This window comes from Microbulbifer maximicatervae (SeqCode), assembly GCF_052467615.1.
Genome location: NZ_CP174319.1, coordinates 1,982,693 through 2,001,676, shown reverse-complemented (window position 1 = coordinate 2,001,676; position 18,984 = coordinate 1,982,693). Strand labels below are relative to the sequence as shown.

General features: G+C 50.7%; 15 protein-coding genes. 11 read left to right on the top strand and 4 right to left on the bottom strand.

Translation table 11 applies throughout. From position 1 onward, the window contains the following. Nucleotides 1-84: 84 nt before the first annotated feature. The 9 genes from ACJJIM_RS09015 (at nt 85) to ACJJIM_RS08975 (ending at nt 11,108) form a co-directional block, all read left to right on the top strand. A complete protein-coding gene (locus tag ACJJIM_RS09015; RefSeq protein ID WP_444913049.1) occupies nt 85-489 on the top strand; it encodes an ectoine synthase in 405 nt (134 codons plus the stop codon). A gap of 24 nt (nt 490-513) precedes the next feature. Beyond that, nucleotides 514-1,431 carry an ectoine hydroxylase gene (gene thpD, locus ACJJIM_RS09010; protein WP_444913048.1) on the top strand — a complete coding sequence of 306 codons (918 nt, stop codon included), beginning with the start codon at nt 514-516 and terminating at the stop codon, nt 1,429-1,431. A 62-nt stretch (nt 1,432-1,493) separates the two neighbouring features. Continuing rightward, nucleotides 1,494-2,924 carry an aspartate kinase gene (locus tag ACJJIM_RS09005; RefSeq protein WP_444913047.1) on the top strand — a complete coding sequence of 477 codons (1,431 nt, stop codon included), beginning with the start codon at nt 1,494-1,496 and terminating at the stop codon, nt 2,922-2,924. Continuing rightward, on the top strand, nt 2,909-3,826 hold the full coding sequence (locus tag ACJJIM_RS09000; RefSeq protein ID WP_444913046.1) for a TPR end-of-group domain-containing protein: 918 nt from the start codon (nt 2,909-2,911) through the stop codon (nt 3,824-3,826). The genes ACJJIM_RS09005 and ACJJIM_RS09000 overlap by 16 nt, the downstream gene beginning before the upstream one ends. Before the next feature lie 67 nt (nt 3,827-3,893). Next, nucleotides 3,894-5,312, top strand: a complete 1,419-nt coding sequence (locus ACJJIM_RS08995) for a sodium/proline symporter (RefSeq protein WP_444913045.1) — start codon at nt 3,894-3,896, stop codon at nt 5,310-5,312. Between the two features lie 528 nt (nt 5,313-5,840). Beyond that, nucleotides 5,841-7,304, top strand: a complete 1,464-nt coding sequence (betB, locus tag ACJJIM_RS08990) for a betaine-aldehyde dehydrogenase (RefSeq protein WP_444913044.1) — start codon at nt 5,841-5,843, stop codon at nt 7,302-7,304. A gap of 12 nt (nt 7,305-7,316) precedes the next feature. Beyond that, nucleotides 7,317-8,990, top strand: coding sequence for a choline dehydrogenase (gene betA / locus ACJJIM_RS08985; protein ID WP_444913043.1), 1,674 nt, complete (start codon nt 7,317-7,319; stop codon nt 8,988-8,990). A 123-nt stretch (nt 8,991-9,113) separates the two neighbouring features. Then, entirely contained in the window at nt 9,114-10,331 is a 1,218-nt protein-coding gene (locus tag ACJJIM_RS08980) for a BCCT family transporter (RefSeq protein WP_444913042.1), read from the top strand. Between the two features lie 63 nt (nt 10,332-10,394). Beyond that, the gene (locus tag ACJJIM_RS08975) at nt 10,395-11,108 is read left to right on the top strand and encodes a TorF family putative porin (RefSeq protein ID WP_444913041.1); all 714 of its coding nucleotides are present in this window, start codon (nt 10,395-10,397) and stop codon (nt 11,106-11,108) included. Nucleotides 11,109-11,163: 55 nt separating this feature from the next. Here the strand turns inward: ACJJIM_RS08975 and ACJJIM_RS08970 are convergent, their stop codons facing one another. Continuing rightward, nucleotides 11,164-12,831 (bottom strand): BCCT family transporter, encoded by a 1,668-nt coding sequence (locus ACJJIM_RS08970; protein WP_444913040.1) that lies wholly within the window; start codon nt 12,829-12,831, stop codon nt 11,164-11,166. A gap of 290 nt (nt 12,832-13,121) precedes the next feature. Here ACJJIM_RS08970 and ACJJIM_RS08965 point away from each other — a divergent pair, with 290 nt between their 5' ends. Next, the gene (locus ACJJIM_RS08965; RefSeq protein ID WP_444913039.1) at nt 13,122-14,033 is read left to right on the top strand and encodes a M15 family metallopeptidase; all 912 of its coding nucleotides are present in this window, start codon (nt 13,122-13,124) and stop codon (nt 14,031-14,033) included. Nucleotides 14,034-14,060: 27 nt separating this feature from the next. Here ACJJIM_RS08965 and ACJJIM_RS08960 read toward each other — a convergent pair whose 3' ends face one another. Continuing rightward, nucleotides 14,061-15,758, bottom strand: coding sequence for a BCCT family transporter (locus ACJJIM_RS08960; protein ID WP_413665764.1), 1,698 nt, complete (start codon nt 15,756-15,758; stop codon nt 14,061-14,063). Nucleotides 15,759-16,015: 257 nt separating this feature from the next. Beyond that, nucleotides 16,016-17,074 (bottom strand): DNA-binding protein, encoded by a 1,059-nt coding sequence (locus ACJJIM_RS08955; RefSeq protein WP_444913038.1) that lies wholly within the window; start codon nt 17,072-17,074, stop codon nt 16,016-16,018. 192 nt (nt 17,075-17,266) lie between these two features. On the opposite strand from ACJJIM_RS08955, the gene ACJJIM_RS08950 reads away from it, so the two are divergent. Continuing rightward, nucleotides 17,267-18,277, top strand: coding sequence for a tyrosine-type recombinase/integrase (locus tag ACJJIM_RS08950; RefSeq protein ID WP_444913037.1), 1,011 nt, complete (start codon nt 17,267-17,269; stop codon nt 18,275-18,277). A gap of 80 nt (nt 18,278-18,357) precedes the next feature. Here ACJJIM_RS08950 and ACJJIM_RS08945 read toward each other — a convergent pair whose 3' ends face one another. Further along, nucleotides 18,358-18,813, bottom strand: a complete 456-nt coding sequence (locus ACJJIM_RS08945) for a macro domain-containing protein (RefSeq protein WP_282932772.1) — start codon at nt 18,811-18,813, stop codon at nt 18,358-18,360. Nucleotides 18,814-18,984 lie beyond the last annotated feature (171 nt).

Below are 18,984 nucleotides of genomic sequence, written 5' to 3'. Positions count from 1 at the left end.
GCAAAAGATCCAACTGTGCAGGCTGCAAACTAAGAATATTGCTGACCAGCCAGACTCGAACACACACGAAACAGCGAAATACCAATGATTGTCAGAAGTTTACAGGAAGCTAACAAATCCGGCCGCCGGGTTGTTTCACCGGATAACAACTGGGAGAGCACCCGACTCCTGCTTAAAGATGATGAAATGGGTTTTTCTTTCCATATCACCACTATTTATGCCGGTGCTGATTTCCAAATGCACTATCAAAACCACTTGGAAGCGGTTTACTGCATTTCCGGCAGAGGTGAGGTAGAAACTCTTGAGGATGACAAGAAGCATCCTATCGAACCTGGAACTATCTATATTCTCGATAAGCATGACCGGCACATTTTAAGAGCCTTTGAAGAAATGACTATGGCCTGTGTATTTAACCCCCCTTTGAACGGCAAGGAAGTACACAATGCTGAGGGAGCCTACGAACTTGAAGCTGACAAGATTGATGAATAATTAGTCAGTCATAGGGCAGTATCCATGAAGTACCTTCCAGATAGCTCAAGTGTTACCAGGGAAGATTGCTACCCCTCCCGAAAACCGGGCCTTCTGGGTGGTGCCATGGTGCGCAAAGATCCAATTGTGTATGGGGACTGCCAGCCCCCTTCCCCACTGACGCCATCTCAACTCAAGCGCTACACAGAGCAGGGCTTTGTTGTACTGGAGAATTTGTTTTCCCAGGCGGAGATTAACTTTTTTACGCAAGAGTTGGCGGAGATTAAACAACGCGGTCACACTGACAAGTCGGAAGAAATTATCACCGAGCCTGAAAGTAACGAAGTGCGCTCAGTCTTTCGTATCCACAAAAGCAGCCAAATTTTTAACCGGCTTTCCAGGGATCAGCGGCTATCAAGTATTGCGAAATGTATTTTGGGTGATGAGGTTTATATCCATCAGTCTCGCGCAAACTACAAACCTGGTTTTCGCGGGAAAGATTTTTATTGGCACTCCGATTTTGAGACATGGCATGTCGAGGACGGCATGCCCCGTATGCGGGCACTCAGCATCTCCATTACCTTAACAGAGAATCATCATTTTAACGGTCCGTTGATGCTGATTCCCAAGTCCCACCGCCATTACATTGCTTGCGATGGGGAAACACCAAAAAGGAACTACCTCAGCTCACTGAAAAGGCAAGAACTTGGTATTCCCTCAGATAGCCAATTGAGGGCTCTGGTATCCAATGGTGGCATATCTGCCATTACAGGCAAGCCCGGCAGTGTCGTTGTATTTGACTGCAATTTAATGCATGGATCCAGCAGCAATATCAGCCCCGACCCGAGATCTAATTTGTTTTTTGTTTTTAATGCCTTGAGCAACAAGGTGGAGGCTCCGTTTTGCGACTTGCCTCCCAGGCCAGAATACATCTGTGCGAGGAAATCAATTTCTATTATCTGAAGCAAATCTCAATTCAAAACACTCACCCAGTTTTTAAAAGAAAGAAGGACCATTAAGAGACGATGCATACGATAGAAAAGATTGGTGGCACCTCTATGACGGACTACGAAGCGGTCCGGGATAATATTATCAAAGGTGACTCCAAGGGGATCTACAATCGTGTTTTTGTAGTCTCTGCCTACGGCGGTATTACTGACCTGCTTCTAGAGCACAAGAAAAGTGGCCAACCAGGCATCTATGCCCTCTTCTCCAGCAGTATTGAGGACGATAGCTGGCTGGTTAAGTTTGATGAGCTTCGAGCAGCACTGCGGCAAATCAATGAGCGCCTTTTTGGGCATGGTGATCTTCTCTCGGAAGCGAACCTGTTTTTGGATGAAAGGCTGGAGAGCGCCAAAAAGTGCCTGAGAGACCTGCAAAGCCTCTGCCAGCACGGCCACTTCGCCCTCGACGCCCACTTGGGTACGGTAAGGGAGATGTTAGCCAGCCTCGGTGAGGCCCACAGCGCATGGAATACTTCGAAACTGTTGCAGCGGGATGGTGTAAATGCCTGCTTTGTCGACCTGACTGGCTGGCGCACCAACAAGCACATTCCCCTGGATGAGCGTATCCGGGATGCCTTTGCCACTATCGATTTAAGCAGACAGCTGCCTATTGTTACCGGCTATGCCCATAGCGATAAGGGTCTGCTGATCTCGTTTGATCGGGGCTATAGCGAGATGACTTTCAGTCGTCTCGCCGTACTCACAGGGGCAAAGGAGGCGGTGATTCACAAAGAGTTCCACCTGAGCAGTGCAGACCCTCGCCTGGTGGGAGAGGGAAATGCAGTACCCATTGGCCGCACCAATTACGATGTGGCCGACCAGTTGGCCAACCTGGGAATGGAAGCGATTCACCCCAAAGCCGCCAAGGGGCTGCGCCAACAAAATATCCCTCTCAGGGTGAAAAACACCTTCGAGCCCGAGCACGCCGGCACCCTGATTACTGGTGACTACATCAGCGACTCTCCACGAGTGGAAATTATTGCCGGCTGTAAAGGGGTTTACGCCCTGGAGTTGTTTGACCAGGATATGGCGGGCAGCATCCACGATTATGATCGCGAAGTGCTACTGGTGATCAAGCGCTTCAAAGCCCACATTATTTCCAAAGACACTAATGCCAATACCCTTACCCATTTCCTCTCCACCAATCTGAAAACAATTAAGCGAATTCAGGCTGCATTGGAAGAGCATTTTCCCGAAGCCGAACTGAACCAGCGCAAAGTCGCCATAGTTTCAGCCATCGGTAGCGATATGCAAATCCCCGGCGTGCTGGCCAAAGCGGTGCAGTCGATGTCCAAAAGCAATATCCGCGTGCTCGCCATGCACCAGTCCCTGCGTCATGTGGATATGCAGTTCATCGTTAATGAGCCAGACTATGATGCAGCCGTTCGGACTCTACACGAGGCACTGGTAGAGATTTACAATCACGGGACGGCGATATGCCTCGCATCCTGAGCCTTTGTGCCCTGCTCTTTTTATTTACTTCCGCAACCTCTATTTCCCAGGAAGCGGAAGAAAAGAATAAAGGTAGTGCGCAAAGCGAGGTCGACACCCTTGAGAAGCCCTTGTACACACCCTTCGTCGAGCGCTATATGCTCGACGAAATTAAGCAACTGAGAATCGATCAGGCTAATGCCAAGCAGGAATTGATTCAGCAAATTGTCGATCGTGAACACAACTCTGTCGATCGAGCCGTAGCCTACGCAACCGATACGGTTACCTACTTTTTCTACTTGATAGCCGCCGCCACTTCAATTTTGGTTTTAGTTGGTTGGCGGTCATTCCAGGATATTAAAGAGCGGGTGCACTCCCTGGCCGATGAGGAAATCTCAAAGCTGGTCCAGGAATACGAAAAGCGCTTGGAAGTTATAGAGAAGCAGCTTCAACAGAAAACACAGCATATTGAAGAAAACCGCGAGGAAATCGAGCTAACCCAGGAAGTACAGTCCCTGTGGCTACGCGCCCAACAAGAATCCTCAGTGGCAAATAAAATTGCCATTTACGACGAGATTCTGCGCCTCCGTCACGAGGATGTAGAAGCCCTTACCTATAAAGCTGATGCAGTGCTGGAGCTTAATGAACCCCAGTGGGCCGCCAATCTTTGTCACCAGGCCCTAGGTATTGACTCGGATAACAGCCATGCCTTCTACCAACTGGCATGCGCCCATACTGCCATGGGTCAATTTGATGAAGCGCTGCGTTATCTGGCTGAAGCCATCAAAAGGCGGGAAAGCTACCGCGATGAGATCCTGGTTGATAGCGCCTTACAGCCTTTAGCGGAAAGTGAAGTTTTTGAGGAACTCGACCAGGTTATTGCCAATACCCCCTCGCCGCAAAGTGGTGGCAAGGGCGGTTAGAAATATTCGGATAACCTCTGAAGACCAACCGATAAAATAATACGGGATAAAAATAATAGGATTGCCGATGATCTATTCATTTCTTGGTTTTTTACTTTTGTTCACTCTGGTCGGCCTCTCCTCTGCGATGTTCAGCCGTCAAACCAAAGCCGACTATTACCTTGCCAGCAGTGGCGTCTCCCCTTGGCTGGTAGGCTTGTCTGCCGTGGCAACGAACAATAGCGGTTATATGTTTATTGGGGTTATCGGCTATACCTACACCACTGGGTTGGCCTCCATCTGGTTGATGGTGGGGTGGATTGCCGGAGATTTTCTGGCTTCCATCTATGTACACAAACGATTAAGAACCGCTACCAGTTCAAGTGGTGAAGTCAGCTACGCAGGTGTTCTCAGTAACTGGCACGGACAGAAGTACTCAGCCCTGCAGCGCCTGATCGGCATCATTTCCCTGTTGTTTTTACTAACTTATGCCTCTGCCCAAATGGTTGCCGGCAGCAAAGCCCTGCACGTACTGCTGGATTGGCCTCTCTGGTCCGGTGCTGTAGTTGGAGCTGTGCTTGTATGCCTCTACTGTTTAGCTGGCGGCATCCGCGCGTCCATTTGGACTGATGCGGCCCAATCCATCGTTATGATGGGGGCTATGGCAGCACTTCTAGGCGTCGCCCTTGCCAACTTGGGCGGCATCACCAGTGCGGCGATACAAATGCAGGCTATTGAGGGTTTTACCCATTGGTTTCCCGAGGGGCTCGCCTTTGCGGGCTGGGGCGGGGTGATACTCTTTGTGATCAGTTGGGGGGTTGCCGGATTGTCTGTGATTGGACAACCCCACGTTATGGTTCGATTTATGACCCTGAGGGATTCCAGCGAGATGAACCGGGCAAGAGCCTGGTATTATCTGTGGTTTATCCTTTTCTATTGTATGGCCACCGGGGTCGGCCTGCTATCCAGAGTGTTTATTGCTGACACAGGGAGCTTTGATGCGGAGCTTGCTCTTCCCACCATGGCTATGGATTTGTTGCCCCCTGTTTTTGTTGGGCTGATCCTGGCTGGTATCTTTGCCGCAACCATGTCCACCGCAGACTCCCTGCTTCTCAGCTGCTCCGCAGCCATTACCCACGACATTCTTCCGCAAAAGATTGAAAGAACCTGGTTCCTCAAGCTTGTCACCGTTGCCATAACCGGCGGCGCATTGCTACTGGCGCTCGCCAATAGCCAAAGTGTGTTTAGCCTGGTTATTTTCGCTTGGTCGGGACTCGCCAGCGCATTTGGGCCCCTACTCCTGGTATTGTGTTTTGGGGGTAAGCCATCCCAGGCAACCTCTATCGCAGCAGTGATTATCGGCTTTACAGCAGCGATTACCTGGCGGCTACTGGGGTATCACGGCGTGATCTATGAGGGGTTGCCGGGTATAGCAGCTGGGTTAGCAGTGCTATATCTGGCCAGCCTGAACCGCCAAACCTCCACTTTACGTGAGGCAAAAAGTTAAATTCACTCAAAGTAATTCTGGGGAGGTAGAGCCTCCCCACCTGCCAGACCTTCACCAGCTAGAGCCTCCTCCACCAAAAGCGACAAACTCTATCTCCTGCCGCCCAAAGCCCCCACCTTTCGGGCACCTGACTTGTCCCAAGATAGCCAGGTTGAGCAAAATTCATACAGTGCTTTTTATAGAGTTCAAATGAGATTTTTGGCCCAACCCAGCCCACTTTTAACCCTTGAAAATACGGATTAACTCTGTAGTCGCTGAAAAATAAATCCTCCTACAAATCCGCCAGCTTTGTTGCATTGAGTGCTAACAATTAGAGTTCAAATTAAAAATATGTTACATTTTGTGTCATATCGCTCGATAAACGACTATCGAGACCGGGCTGGAATCTGACGATTAGGGACAAATGTCTTCGTCAGACCGGCCCTTTTTTATGATGACTGGACCTTCACGATCGGCCCATTGCGCCCTTCGAGTCCATCGCCAACGAACAACCGACTGACCCTCTGTTAAAGCAGTATGGAGAGACAGATGTCACTGGACAAACAACGGAATTTTGTAGACGGCCGCTACCTGTCGAATGAGAGCGGCGAGTGCTTTGATGTATATAACCCGGCGACCAACGAAGTCAGCTATCAGGTTGAGGTTGCCGACGAAAAGGTACTGGCAGAAACCATCGAGAGCGCCAAGCGCGGTTTTGACCAGTGGTCAGCGATGATGCCGGTAGAGCGCAGCCGCATCCTGCAGAAAGCAGTAGCACTGTTGCGCGAGCGCAACGACGAACTGGCAGCTATCGAAGTGACTGATACCGGCAAGCCCTGGCAGGAAGCCAGTGTTGTCGACGTGGTGACTGGGGCCGACTCCATCGAATTCTTTGCCGGCCTGGCTGCAGGCATTGAAGGCAATCAGCAGCAAGTCGGTGAGGACTTCTACTACACCCGCCGCGAGCCCCTGGGCATCTGCGCCGGAATCGGTGCCTGGAACTACCCCTTACAAATCGCTTGCTGGAAAGCCGCCCCGGCCCTGGCCTGCGGTAACGCCATGATCTTCAAGCCTTCCGAAGAAACCCCCAAAGGTGCTTTGAAGTTGGCTGAAATCTTTATTGAAGCGGGCATGCCCCCGGGTGTTTTCAACGTAATCCAAGGTGATGGCGCCGTGGGTGCCTGGCTGACTAACCACCCGGATATCGCCAAGGTTTCCTTTACCGGCGAAGTGGGTACCGGCAAGAAAGTGATGGCCGCAGCGGCTTCCAACCTGAAAGAAGTTACCATGGAGCTGGGTGGCAAGTCCCCGCTGGTGATCTTTGATGATGCCGACCTGGAGCAAGCCGTTTCTGCTGCCATGCTGGGCAACTTCTACACCCAGGGCGAAATCTGCACCAACGGTACCCGGGTATTTGTACACCGCAGCATCCACGATCAGTTCCTCGCTCGTCTGAAAGAGCGTGTTGAGCAAAATATTATTGCCGGTGATCCGATGAATCCGGACACCAACTTCGGCGCCCTGATTTCTGCCAAGCACCAGCAACTGGTAATGGACTACATCAGCAAGGGTAAAGAGGAAGGCGCGACCCTGCTCTGCGGCGGCCACACCCTTTCACCAGAGAATTCCCCCAACGGTTACTTCGTTGCTCCCACCGTATTCACCGACTGTCATGACGATATGACCATCTGCCGCGAAGAGATCTTCGGCCCGGTAATGTCGGTACTGGTCTTTGATGATGAAGACGAAGTGATCCGCCGCGCTAACGATACCCGTTTGGGCCTGGCAGCAGGCGTATTTACCCGTGATATCACCCGCGCCCACCGTGTGATCCACCAGATGCAAGCGGGCATCTGCTGGATTAATGCCTACGGCGCCTCCCCGGCGGAAATGCCGGTGGGCGGATACAAGTTATCCGGAATCGGACGCGAAAATGGACTTGCGACCCTGAACCACTACACCCAGCTAAAAGCGGTATATGTGGGCCTGGCACCACTGGAAAGTCCATTTTAAGCGGTACCCTGTATGAGTGAGTTTGATTACATCATTGTCGGCGCCGGCTCTGCCGGTTGCGTTCTGGCCAACCGCCTGTCTGCCCAGGAAGATAAAAAAGTCCTCCTGGTAGAGACTGGTGGCAGCGATCGCAGCATCTTTATCCAGATGCCCACCGCGCTGTCCATCCCCATGAATACCGACAAGTACGCCTGGCAGTTTATGACTGAGCCAGAGCCGTACCTGGATAACCGCAGCATGCATTGCCCCAGAGGCAAGGTGCTCGGTGGTTCATCCTCGATTAACGGGATGGTTTACGTGCGCGGGCACGCCAAAGACTTTGATGAGTGGGCACAGCACGGCGCCGAAGGCTGGGACTACGCCCACTGCCTGCCCTACTTTAAACGCTCTGAGACCTGGGCTTTCGGCGGTGACGATTACCGTGGCGACGAAGGTCCTCTGGGGGTCAACAACGGCAACGAAATGGCCAACCCCCTTTATGGAGCCTTTATCGAAGCTGGCAAAGAAGCTGGCTACGACTACACCGCAGATTACAACGGTGAGCAGCAAGAGGGCTTTGGCCCTATGCATATGACGGTAAAAGATGGAAAGCGTTGGTCTACCGCCAACGCCTATCTGAAACCGGCCATGCAGCGCCCCAATTTGACGGTATTGACCCATGCCACTGTGCATAAGGTGATTCTGGAAGATAAACGGGCAGTCGGTATCAAACTTGAACGCAAGGGAAAGATCCTGGAATTCAAGGCGCGGCAGGAAGTCATCCTCAGCGCAGGTCCCATCGGCTCCCCTCACCTTCTTCAGCTCTCCGGAATCGGAGATCCCGACACACTGGCAGAAGCCGGTATCGAACTCCAACACGAACTTCCCGGCGTCGGCCAAAACTTGCAGGACCACCTGGAGTTCTATTTCCAGTTCCGCTGCAACCAGCCGATTTCCCTGAATGGCAAACTCGACCCCTGGAACAAATTCCTGATCGGCGCTCGTTGGATACTGAAGAAGGATGGTCTCGGAGCCACCAACCATTTCGAGTCCTGCGGTTTTATTCGCTCCAAAGAAAACGTGGAGTGGCCGGACCTGCAATACCATTTCCTGCCAGCAGCCATGCGCTATGACGGCCGCGAAGCTTTCGATGGCCACGGCTTCCAGGTGCATATCGGACACAACAAGCCCAAGAGTCGCGGCAGGGTCAAAGTGGTGAGCAGTGATCCCAAGCAATCCCCTTCCATCCTGTTTAATTATTTACAGGAGAAAGAGGATATTGAGGGTTTCCGCGCTTGTGTGCGGCTGACTCGCGAGATTATCAATCAGCCGGCTTTCGACGAGTACCGGGGCGATGAAATCCAGCCTGGCACCGATATCCAGACTGATGAACAAATTGACGCTTTCGTACGGGAATCCGTCGAGAGTGCTTACCACCCGTCCTGCTCCTGCAAGATGGGCACTGATGCAATGGCAGTGGTAGACCCGGAAACCCGTGTACACGGTTTGCAGGGCTTGAGAGTTGTAGATTCCTCCATCTTTCCGACCATTCCCAACGGCAACCTGAATGCGCCCACCATTATGGTGGCGGAGCGGGCTGCTGACCTGATTTTAGGGCGCCCTGTATTGGCGCCCTCCGAGGCACCGGTAGCGACCAAAGCTACCAGCACTCAGCGACCTGGCCGCCCTGCGCGCTCAGTGAGCTGAATTTACGTCGGCGCTCTGGCAGAGATTTGACTGCCCCCTTCAAATGCGACGGGGATACTCAAATCTCGCACAGCAACGCCCTTGAGGGGCGCCGGCATACCAATAACTAGCTGGAGACTCAGCATGACAGCTTGGCTTTCTGCGGGATTATTATTTACCTTCACGGCAATAATTTTCTCGCTGATTAAATGGGGAAATGTGAAGATGGTCGGGGTGACCCCGGTTAAAACCTTCACTTTTATAGCGATCCTTTTCACCTCCGGCCTCGATGTAGGCCTTATCATGTTCCCCCTCACCGAGTTCGGTGGCTACGCAGACCTAACCGCAAACCCAGAATACGGCTTCACCAACGCACTCGCGATTGAGTTTGGTTTTTGGGCCTTCCTGATCTGGGGTTTCTACTTCCTCACCTGTTTTTACTTCTGCATTATCGAGCCCAAAGTTAAATTCTTTGAGATCGGCCTGGTAAAGCTGATCAACAACGTGGTGATTATCGGTACCTGCGCGTTTACCGCCTACCTGCTGCTTAGCAACCTGCCCTGGTATCTGCCACAGGTTGGCGATGGTGAAACCATTGTTGGCACCTTCTACCTGATCGTCTTTGCCGTGATCGCCGCTGCGGTCTACTCATCCACCAGCCTGCGCTATGTGCGCTTCCTCAGCTTGGCGACTACCTGGATGTTTATTGGCCTGATCGCGGTAATGTGGGTAGGCGCCTTTACCGGTGAGAACGGTAGCGTTGGCGACTTCGCTTCCACCTTTGCGCTGCTCGGCGGTTACTTCGGTAATATCCACCAGTTCGTGCTGCCGCTGAATGACTACCACGAGTTCTACCTGTTCTGGTGGTTTGCCTGGAGCATTATGATTGGCCAGTTTACCTCCCGCTTTGTGGGCGGCCTGCGCACTTACCAAGTGCTGGCGGCGATGCTGATCTTCCCATCCATCCCCATCGCGCTCTGGTTCACCGTGCTCTACTACTACTCCAGCCAAGGCTTAGATACCAGCGGCTTCTACAACCTGGCCATGGTCATTGTGGGCATTACCTTCGTGATCAACTCGCTGGACTCCCTGATTCGCCTGTACACCGACAACCTGGGTATGACTGTTGCGCGTCTGGGCAAGTGGAAATACTTCGTCCTGAACCTGGTTGCGATGAGCCTGCTCACCCTGTTGTTCAAGCTCAACTTCCTGCAAATCCAGTGGATCGGCGCCCTGGTAATTGGCATTTTCTTCTGCTGCCTGGGTTACATCCTGGTGAAACGCTTCAGGGCGGTAGCAGCTATCGACTCCTCGCCTAAAGAAAACAAGATCGACTTTAGCAAGATCGAACTGGCGAGCTAACTGTTGAAATCCCCCGCCTGGTTTGGCGGGGGCTACAAAATATAAATAAGTGGTAATTGAACAATGAAATCAACTTTGAAACTTTCTGCACTGACCTGTGCTTCCCTGCTGGTGCTTGCCCAACAATCCCAGGCAGAGCTGTCCTCTACTGTTAACCTGACTACTGACTACACCTTTAACGGTGTCAGCCAGACTCAAAACGACCCAGCACTGCAAGCCAGTCTGGACTACGGTTTTGATAGCGGCTGGTATATCGGCACCTGGGCTTCCAACGTAGACTTCGGTGAAGAAGACGATACCAACCTGGAGTGGGATTTTTACGCAGGTAAGTTCATGCAGCTTACCGATAAAGTAAGCCTGGACACAGGACTCGCCTATTACACCTATCACGGCGATGATGATCTCTCTAATGACTACGCCTATCCGGAAGCTTATGCCAAGCTTGGCTACAGCTCTGCTCTAGGCGAATCAGAAGTCAATGGCTGGTATAGCTGGGATTACTTTGGCACGGGCGGTGGTCATTACATTATGATGCTGGCGCATACCTTTGAGTTTGCAGAAGGTCACAACGTTCGCTTCAGTGTTGACCGCTCTACCAGCGTCAATAAAGACAAATGGACCTGGGATGGTAAAAAATCTTACAACCACTACCGAGTGGAGTATATGACTTCCCTGGAAGGTTTTGATTTCAATGTTGCCGCCGAGAATACCAATCTCGACGTGGGCACTGCTGACGAGCGAATTGTCTTCTCTGTTGCCCGCACTTTTAGCCTTTAAACTATAAGTGCAGCCGGGGCTTTAGATAGCCCCGGCATATCTTACTGGTCTGCTCTCAGGGTGTTTCTTCTTTTCCGTCCTGGCCAGTCTTCTCTGCAGATCTCAACACAACTTGTCCTGATTCAGTATTCCCACCCCAGGCACTTTCCTCAGCTACCCCCTCCAAAACAATTTCCTTCTCAAGGATAACTGGGTGCAAATTCAAGTCATGCCGTGCAACTTTAACCATTGAGATACACAGCAAGAGGGCAATTAGCAGCAAAGGGACACCGGCGATAATGCTTGCCGCCTGCAATGCTTCCAGCCCTCCAATAAGTAACAAAGCAATAGGCATTACTGCCAGCGCGAAGGCCCAGAAAATTCGATTCCACCGAAGCGGCTCGCCATGGACCTCTTTCTGCACAACTGCGGCAAGAATATGAGATATGGAGTCAAAAGTAATGACAGTAAAAACCAGCGCGATCAGCGTATACAGCAACACAACTAACTGGCTCGCCGGCAACTTATCTAAAACGGTAAAGATCACGGTATTGGCCCCCTGCTGATTCAGTATTTGCACCAAATCCAGCTCGCCCGAAAAATGCAAGTAGACGCCGTAGTTGCCTAGCACCATAAAAAACAAGAAGCAGCCAAAAGTTCCAAAAAATAGCGATCCAAGAATCATCGCCTTGATAGTCCGCCCTCCAGAGATACGCGCAATAAATAAACCAATACTCGGTGCAAAAACCAACCACCAAGCCCAATAGAAGACGGTCCAGTCTTGAGGGAAGCGAGTATTGGGGAACTGTTGAAAATGAGAGAAGGACTCAGTCCAAGTGGCCATTTGCAAGAAGTTATGCAGCGCTCTCCCCAGGGAATCCAACCCACTATTGAGCATAAATAGTGTTGGTCCCGCGATAAACACGAAGAGCAGCAAGACGAGCGAGAGAAAAATTGTAAAGTTTGATAGGACACTAAGGCCCCGCTTTACGCCGGCAAGAGCACAGTAACCAAACAATAGCGCACAAAATATCAGTGCCCCAACCTGAAATCCCACCCCAGTAGGAACCCCAAATAGCTTATGCAATCCCAATATAATCAACGGCGCCGCAATACCAAGCCGTGTAGCCGCGCCCCCTAACATGCCAAATACCAGGGAAGTATCGATAAGCTTACCAATGGGCCCTCCCACGCTACGATCACCCAATACTGGCGCGAGCGCTTGGCTTAACTTTAGAACCTTGCGTTTACGCACATAGTAGTAATAGGCAATTGGCAGTGCTGGGATCAGATAGATAGACCAGGCCAGCGGTCCCCAGTGAAAGATACCGTAGGAAACTGCCCAGCGCGCAGCTTCAGCTGAGCTTGCTTGAACCTGGAACGGTGGCTGTTGGTAATAGTAGATCCATTCAACCATCGACCAATACAAAATAGAGGCGCCAATACCGGAAGAAAACAGCATGGCAGCCCAGGATAGAGTTGAGAATTCGGGGCTCTCTTTCCCCCCTCCCAACTTTATCCTGCCGATATCACTAAAGGCGATATACAGCACAAATAACATCGCACCTAAGCCAAGCAGGAGATAAAAGACCCCCAACTTTTCTGTCACCAGATCTTTAGCTGTCAATAACCATAAAGAACCCGCCTCGGGAAAGAGGATCAAGGGCACTGTCGCCACTAGTAGCAATGCAAAAGAGCCCCAAAAGGTGGGCTTGTCTATGAGGTCCTTTGATCCCCTATTCAATAAGGGTCCCCTCTTGAAAAGATTTTCTCGAAGAAAGTGGAATTTAACTGGCTGTTTAATCGATCACAGCTTGGTGATTTTATAACCCCCAAAAACAGAACCGTTGAAAGTAAAAGCGCCAATCTTTAAGACAAGCACTACACTGCCATTGGTCAACGGTAGGCATGACGTGATTAGCACCTTTCCGATTGCTGATTTAACAGGCCGAGTGCAATTCAAGTGTGAACAGGATGTGCATACTCAAATACTATTTGAAACGGGGCTTTCCCAAAGAATTACCGAGAAGCGATATGTATAAGAAGGCCATCGCCGCCATCGCGGGCTTGGTGCTATTTGCATGCACCAAGGACCAGGCCAGGAATATCGATGTTAATGATTTTGAACCTGAAGCAAAGACAGGTATCTATGACATATCCCAAGAAGACTGTGAGCTAATGAGGCTCCGGCAGGTACTTCGGAGCAACTCCCCTATTGGCTGTGAAAGGCTGAAAAGAGTCGTCTTCAATTATGTGCCTCTCTTGGATACCCCTGCTCAGGATAATGTTGGTATCGGAGCTGATCTAGACCGCAGAGGCGCTGTTGTTGTACTTGATATCGTTGCCAAGAACGTCCTGTCTTTATTTGGCGAGATATACCGATCTCGCTTTCCAATACAGTCAGCCATTCCTGTCGAATATTTTACTCTGCAAGAGCGAATGGCAGATGATCGAAACAACACACTGGCTTTTGATTCCCGGCCTATTACTGGCGGAAGCAGATGGTCTGAGCATGCTTATGGTGTTGCTATTGATATTAACCCCCTACAAAATCCCTACCTGTATATTGATAAACACACCCGAGCCAAAGTAATCCCTAAGGATGCAACAGAAGGATATTTAAACCGGGCAAAGTTTCGCCCGGGAAAGCCAACCCGCATGGGGATGTCTGAAGATGTAACCACAATCTTTGCCAGGCATGGCTTCGTTGTCTGGGGTGGAGACTGGAATGTCCCGATTGACTATATGCACTTCCAGGTTGGTTCCCGTCAATTCATTAACCGCCTTGTAACTTTGCCAAAGGAGAGTGCAAAACAACTATTTAACCGATATACACAGCAATTGAATCTCTGTTTTGAGGAGAGCAACTCGATAAAAAGCGCTACTCACCTCAGAAAACATTGTGTCGATAAAGTGGTATCAGAATTTGATGGAGAGCAGGAGTGAAAACGGCCTCCTCCTGCTGCCCAACTATTAAAGTCGAGACGGATGGCTTCCCGGATCGCCCTCTATATGGGGTTTGTCATCGTGGGATACGCCGTGCTCCGTCTGGGCCGGAACCTCCCAATTCCCCTCTTCTGTCCACGGATCATCCTCTGGAAACTCTTCAATATAGATTTCCTTCTCTTCATAGCTCGGCTGGTAGCGCAGGTCATAGTGAGCGGCTTTCACAATCGATATGCACAGCAGCAAAGCAACAACTAAAAGCGGCACGCCACCGATCACGCTGGCAGTTTGCAGCGTATCCAGGCCGCCCAAAAACAGCAGCGTTATCGGCATCAGTGAAAGCGCAAATGCCCAGAACAGGCGGTTCCATCTAGCTGGCTCTTCATCGACCTCTTTCTGCACAACAGCGGCAAGAATGTATGAGATGGAATCGAATGTAGTTGCAGTAAAGATGAGGGCGAGCACCGTATATACCAGAATCACCAGTTTACTGCCGGGAAGTGTCTTGAGTGTGGCAAAAATTGCAGCGGTTGCGCCCTGCTCATTTAGCATCCCCACCACATCCAGCTCACCGGAAAACTGTAAGTAGACGCCGTAATTCCCCAGCACCATAAAAAACAGGAAACAGCCTAAGGTGCCATAAAAAATGGAGCCAACCACCATGGTCTTAATGGTCCTCCCCCGTGAGATACGCGCAATAAACAAGCCGACACTGGGAGCGAAAACCAACCACCACGCCCAATAGAAGATGGTCCAGTCTTGGGGAAAATGGGTATCCGGGAACTGCTCAAACTCTGCAAATGGCTCAGTCCAGGCGGCCATATGGAAGATGTTATCCAAGACACGACCCAGGGCATCCAAGCCGGTGTTCAACATAAATAAGGTGGGGCCAACCAGGAAAACAAACAGAAGCAGTACAATAGACAGCCACATATTCAGGTTGGAAAGTGCGCGGATACCCTTCTTAAGCCCAACAAAAGCGCTATAGCCGAAGATTGCCGTGCATATCATCAGCACTACAACCTGGGTTCCCAGCCCGGTGGGCACGCCCAAGAGTTCATGAGCCCCCTGAGTGATCAGCGGCGCAGCAATTCCCAAGGTCGTAGCACCGCCGCCCAACATACCAAAGATAAACAGCACGTCGATCAGCTTGCCGAGTCCGCCCTGGGCGCGCTGCTCCCCCAAAACGGGCATCAGCGCCTCACTAATTTTCAGCACGCTATGGTTTCGAACGTAGTAGAAGTAAGCGATCGGCAAAGCGGGAATCAGGTAGATGGACCACGCCAGCGGGCCCCAGTGAAAAATACCGTAGGCAACTGCCCAGCGCGCAGCTTCGGGGGTGCCTCCTTCAACCTGGAAAGGTGGGGTTTGGTAATAGTAGATCCACTCGACCATAGACCAATAGAGAATCGATGCACCGATGCCGGCACAAAACAGCATTGATGCCCAGGATATGGTGGAGAACTCAGGGTTTTCTTCAGGTGTTCCCAGCTTGATCTGGCCGATATCACTAAACACGATATAGACCATAAAGAGAATTGCCCCGACACCCAGTGCCAGATAGAAAACCCCCAGCTTGTCAGTGACGAAACCTTTAGCGGCTAAAACCCAGGCGGCACCAACTTCGGGGAACAGCACCAGTGGGATTGTCACTGCCAACAACAGCGCCAGCGAACCAAAAAACGTGGGTTTATCGATGATTTCTCTGAAATGATTGGACAACACTTGCCTCCCAAATGCCTTATGAACCGCGGCAAATAAAAGCAAGGGGGACTTTATATAAGGAACTTTATTATGCGGTGTTAGTGAGTAGGACTTATATAAGGATAGGTAGATCAACTACAGCTAAATTTGCTCTTACTTATCTTTAATAGTACCAGCTAGTCAAAGTATTTCAATTTGACAGTTGTCACATCTGTTTAGATGCGACAACCAATTGAACTGGGGCTATCAACTGACGACGACCCCAACCTGCCGCTGAACTACTGCTTACCCAAAGATTTTTCCAGTTGGGCAAACTGCCCTTGCAGCATTGCCTTCTCCTGTAGAAGGATACGATTCTCGTCTGACAAGGTCTCTATCCGGTCTTTTGTAGCACCCAGTTCAGCATCCAGCCTTTCCAAAGATACTTGCTGAAGCTGAATCTCCTTAGCTTGCCCTACACCGCTGCTCTGGAGGCGGGTAACCTCATCCTGTAATCGTGTAATTTCAGAAGATTGGAGCTCAGCGCTTGCCGCCTGCTCTTCAGCCTGCCGCTTGTAGTTTGCCGCTTCGGCTTGAGCGGCGCCTATATTTTCACGCAACTCCTGCTTTTCCCGATTGAGTTCAGTAATTAATGCCTGCCCCTGTTTATACAGGAGATCCTGCTCAGAAATCCTCTGTTCCGCCAACCCAAATTGCTCCGTCAGTGAGGTCACCTGCCCCTTAAGTTGCTCACTGGAAGATCGAAACTGATCTCGCTCGTGCTGCCGGTCTGTAGCTGTTCGTTGCTGGAAGTGCTCAAAGTGTTCGCGCACATCGCGATTCTCCTGCTTCATCTCTTCAATTGAGGCCTTCTGCTCCTCAGCTCGAACCGAGGCCTGCTCCAATTGAAACTCACTTTTTTCCAGTTCTGACTGAGTTTCACCCAGGGTAACTTTGAGGCGGCGCTTCTCACCTTCAGAAGCTGAAAGCTTCTGCTCCAGCTCGCGAATCAATGCGGTTTGCTTGCTACTGGTCTCTTGAGCTTCATTTAGTCTCTCTGTTATCTCCAGCTCTTTAGCTTCAAATTCCTGCTGAACCTGCTCCACTCTTTGGTCCGCATCGCCCTGGATACGCTGATGAAGCCCTTTCAGTGCCTCCACCAGATCTTTAGGCAAGCCGCTGACATCAGTGCTGCTGGAACTCTCGCTTTTCCACCGTTTTAGAAGCGGCGCAATTGTACTTTTACTCCCAGTCCCCAGATGAGCGCGCACCCTATCAACTGTCGGTTCCTCCCCCCGGGCCTTAATCGCCTTTGCTGCTTCAAAAATGTCCAGATAGGTGACCCCTGTGCGCGCCATTAGCCTTTCCTCAGATTATTTTGTACCAAATTACGTATTACGTAATAATACATAATATATAAAAATAAACCAATTCTTGAATTAACCCATCTAACCTTCGATAATGATTATTATCGAAGGTTATAAAAGTAAGATAGCCCCCATTTAACGTACCCTCAGTACAAATAGTGGTTTCCGGGTGACACAGAATTCATGAAAAAACAGCCCCTAGCCTCAACCAAAATCCAGACTCAATCCCCGCTCAGCAGTACATCTACCGGGGGTGGAGCACTTCTGACTGAGGATGACATTCAGAAGTACCTGCGAGCAGCGACTTCAGACAGCACTCGCAAAGCCTATCGGTCTGCCATTCGCCAGTTCGAGAAATGGGGAGGCCGACTCCCCACCGATAGCCATTCACTGGTTAGCTATCTATTGATTCGGGCCGAGCAATTGAACCCACGCACCCTGGATTTGCACCTAACCGCCATAGGCCAGTGGCACCTTTATCAAGGCATCGCCAACCCAGTTACTGAACCGCTGGTACAGAAAACCATGCGCGGTATTCGCCGCACCCACGGAAAACCCAAGCAAAAAGCCAAGGCGCTGAGCCTCGAACACATTGCAGCCCTCACCCGACAGTTGCGCTCTCAGCCTGAATCCAAGAAGAAGACCCGTGACTTGGCATTGGTGCTGGTAGGTTTCTTCGGCGCCTTCCGGCGCAGTGAGTTGGTGGCGATCCAGGTAGAAGACCTGATATGGGAGGAGGAAGGCTTGATCATTCGCCTACCCAAATCAAAAACGGATCAAAGTGGTCAGGGAATGATGCGCGCCCTTCCCTACGGCACCCCTGAAATCTGCCCCGCACGAGCACTTAAGTCCTGGCTAGACGTTAGTGGCATTAGAACTGGGCCAGTATTTCGGTCAGTGAATCGCTGGGATACGGTGCAAAGTCGACAGTTAAACCCCACAGCTATCAACGATCTACTGAAAAATCTCGGGGAGGTCTGCGGTTTTGACTTTGTTGCCGAACTCAGCAGCCACAGCTTTCGCCGAGGCCTGTCCACTTCCGCAGCGCGAGAAAAAGTTGGCTTTGAGCTAATCAAGAAGCAAGGTGGCTGGAAGAGTGACGCCACTGTCTGGGAGTATATTGAGGAGGGACAACAGTTTACCGACAACGCCTCAGCTATCTTGATGAAGAAGATGTCGGAACTACTATCTTAAGAAGCTGCTATTGACCTACTGGCAAGTCCCGCCTTTCAGGCGGGCAGTATATGTGCGGAAGTAATCAGCCTGGGGGCTTGTTACGGCACAAACTTAACAAGTGTGTGATTTTCGCCTTCAAGTTCATTTTCTATGATGCTAGAAATTACCTCCCAATCTCCACCGGCAAGCCCCGCACCTATTAGAGGATACCCAATCCTCTTCCCCGGAAAATCTTTCTTAACTTTGGTGAATACACTGCGTATAGCCTCATAATCCGCCATTACCCCCTTACCTCTCCAGTGAAACTGAGTGTAAGCATTGACGACCGTAAAGCTGGCCTCTAACTGTGATATGTAAGCACTTGAATACGTACCCAGTTTAAGTCGTGAGCCTTTTTCTGTACCCAAGTCTGCTGCGTAGGCTTCAGGGAAAAGCTTCTTGATAGTTAAGGCTATCCCCTTTCCCATTTGGCACTGGCAATTACACCCATGAACAATTACATCAAAATGGCCCTCAAGTGCCATTTTGATCAAATCACCTTCTACTACGTTCATTCGCGACCTCTGGAAATCTGAAACGCCTCAATAACCCTTGGCTCGTATTCAATGAGCTAAGGTGCAAGCTGTCTAGCGCAATTGTAAACCCTCTTGATTGATTATTGCCCTCAACTAAAGGCGGTCTCAAATCTTGGCTTATAGATAGAAGCATGCTTGTTGATAGACTTA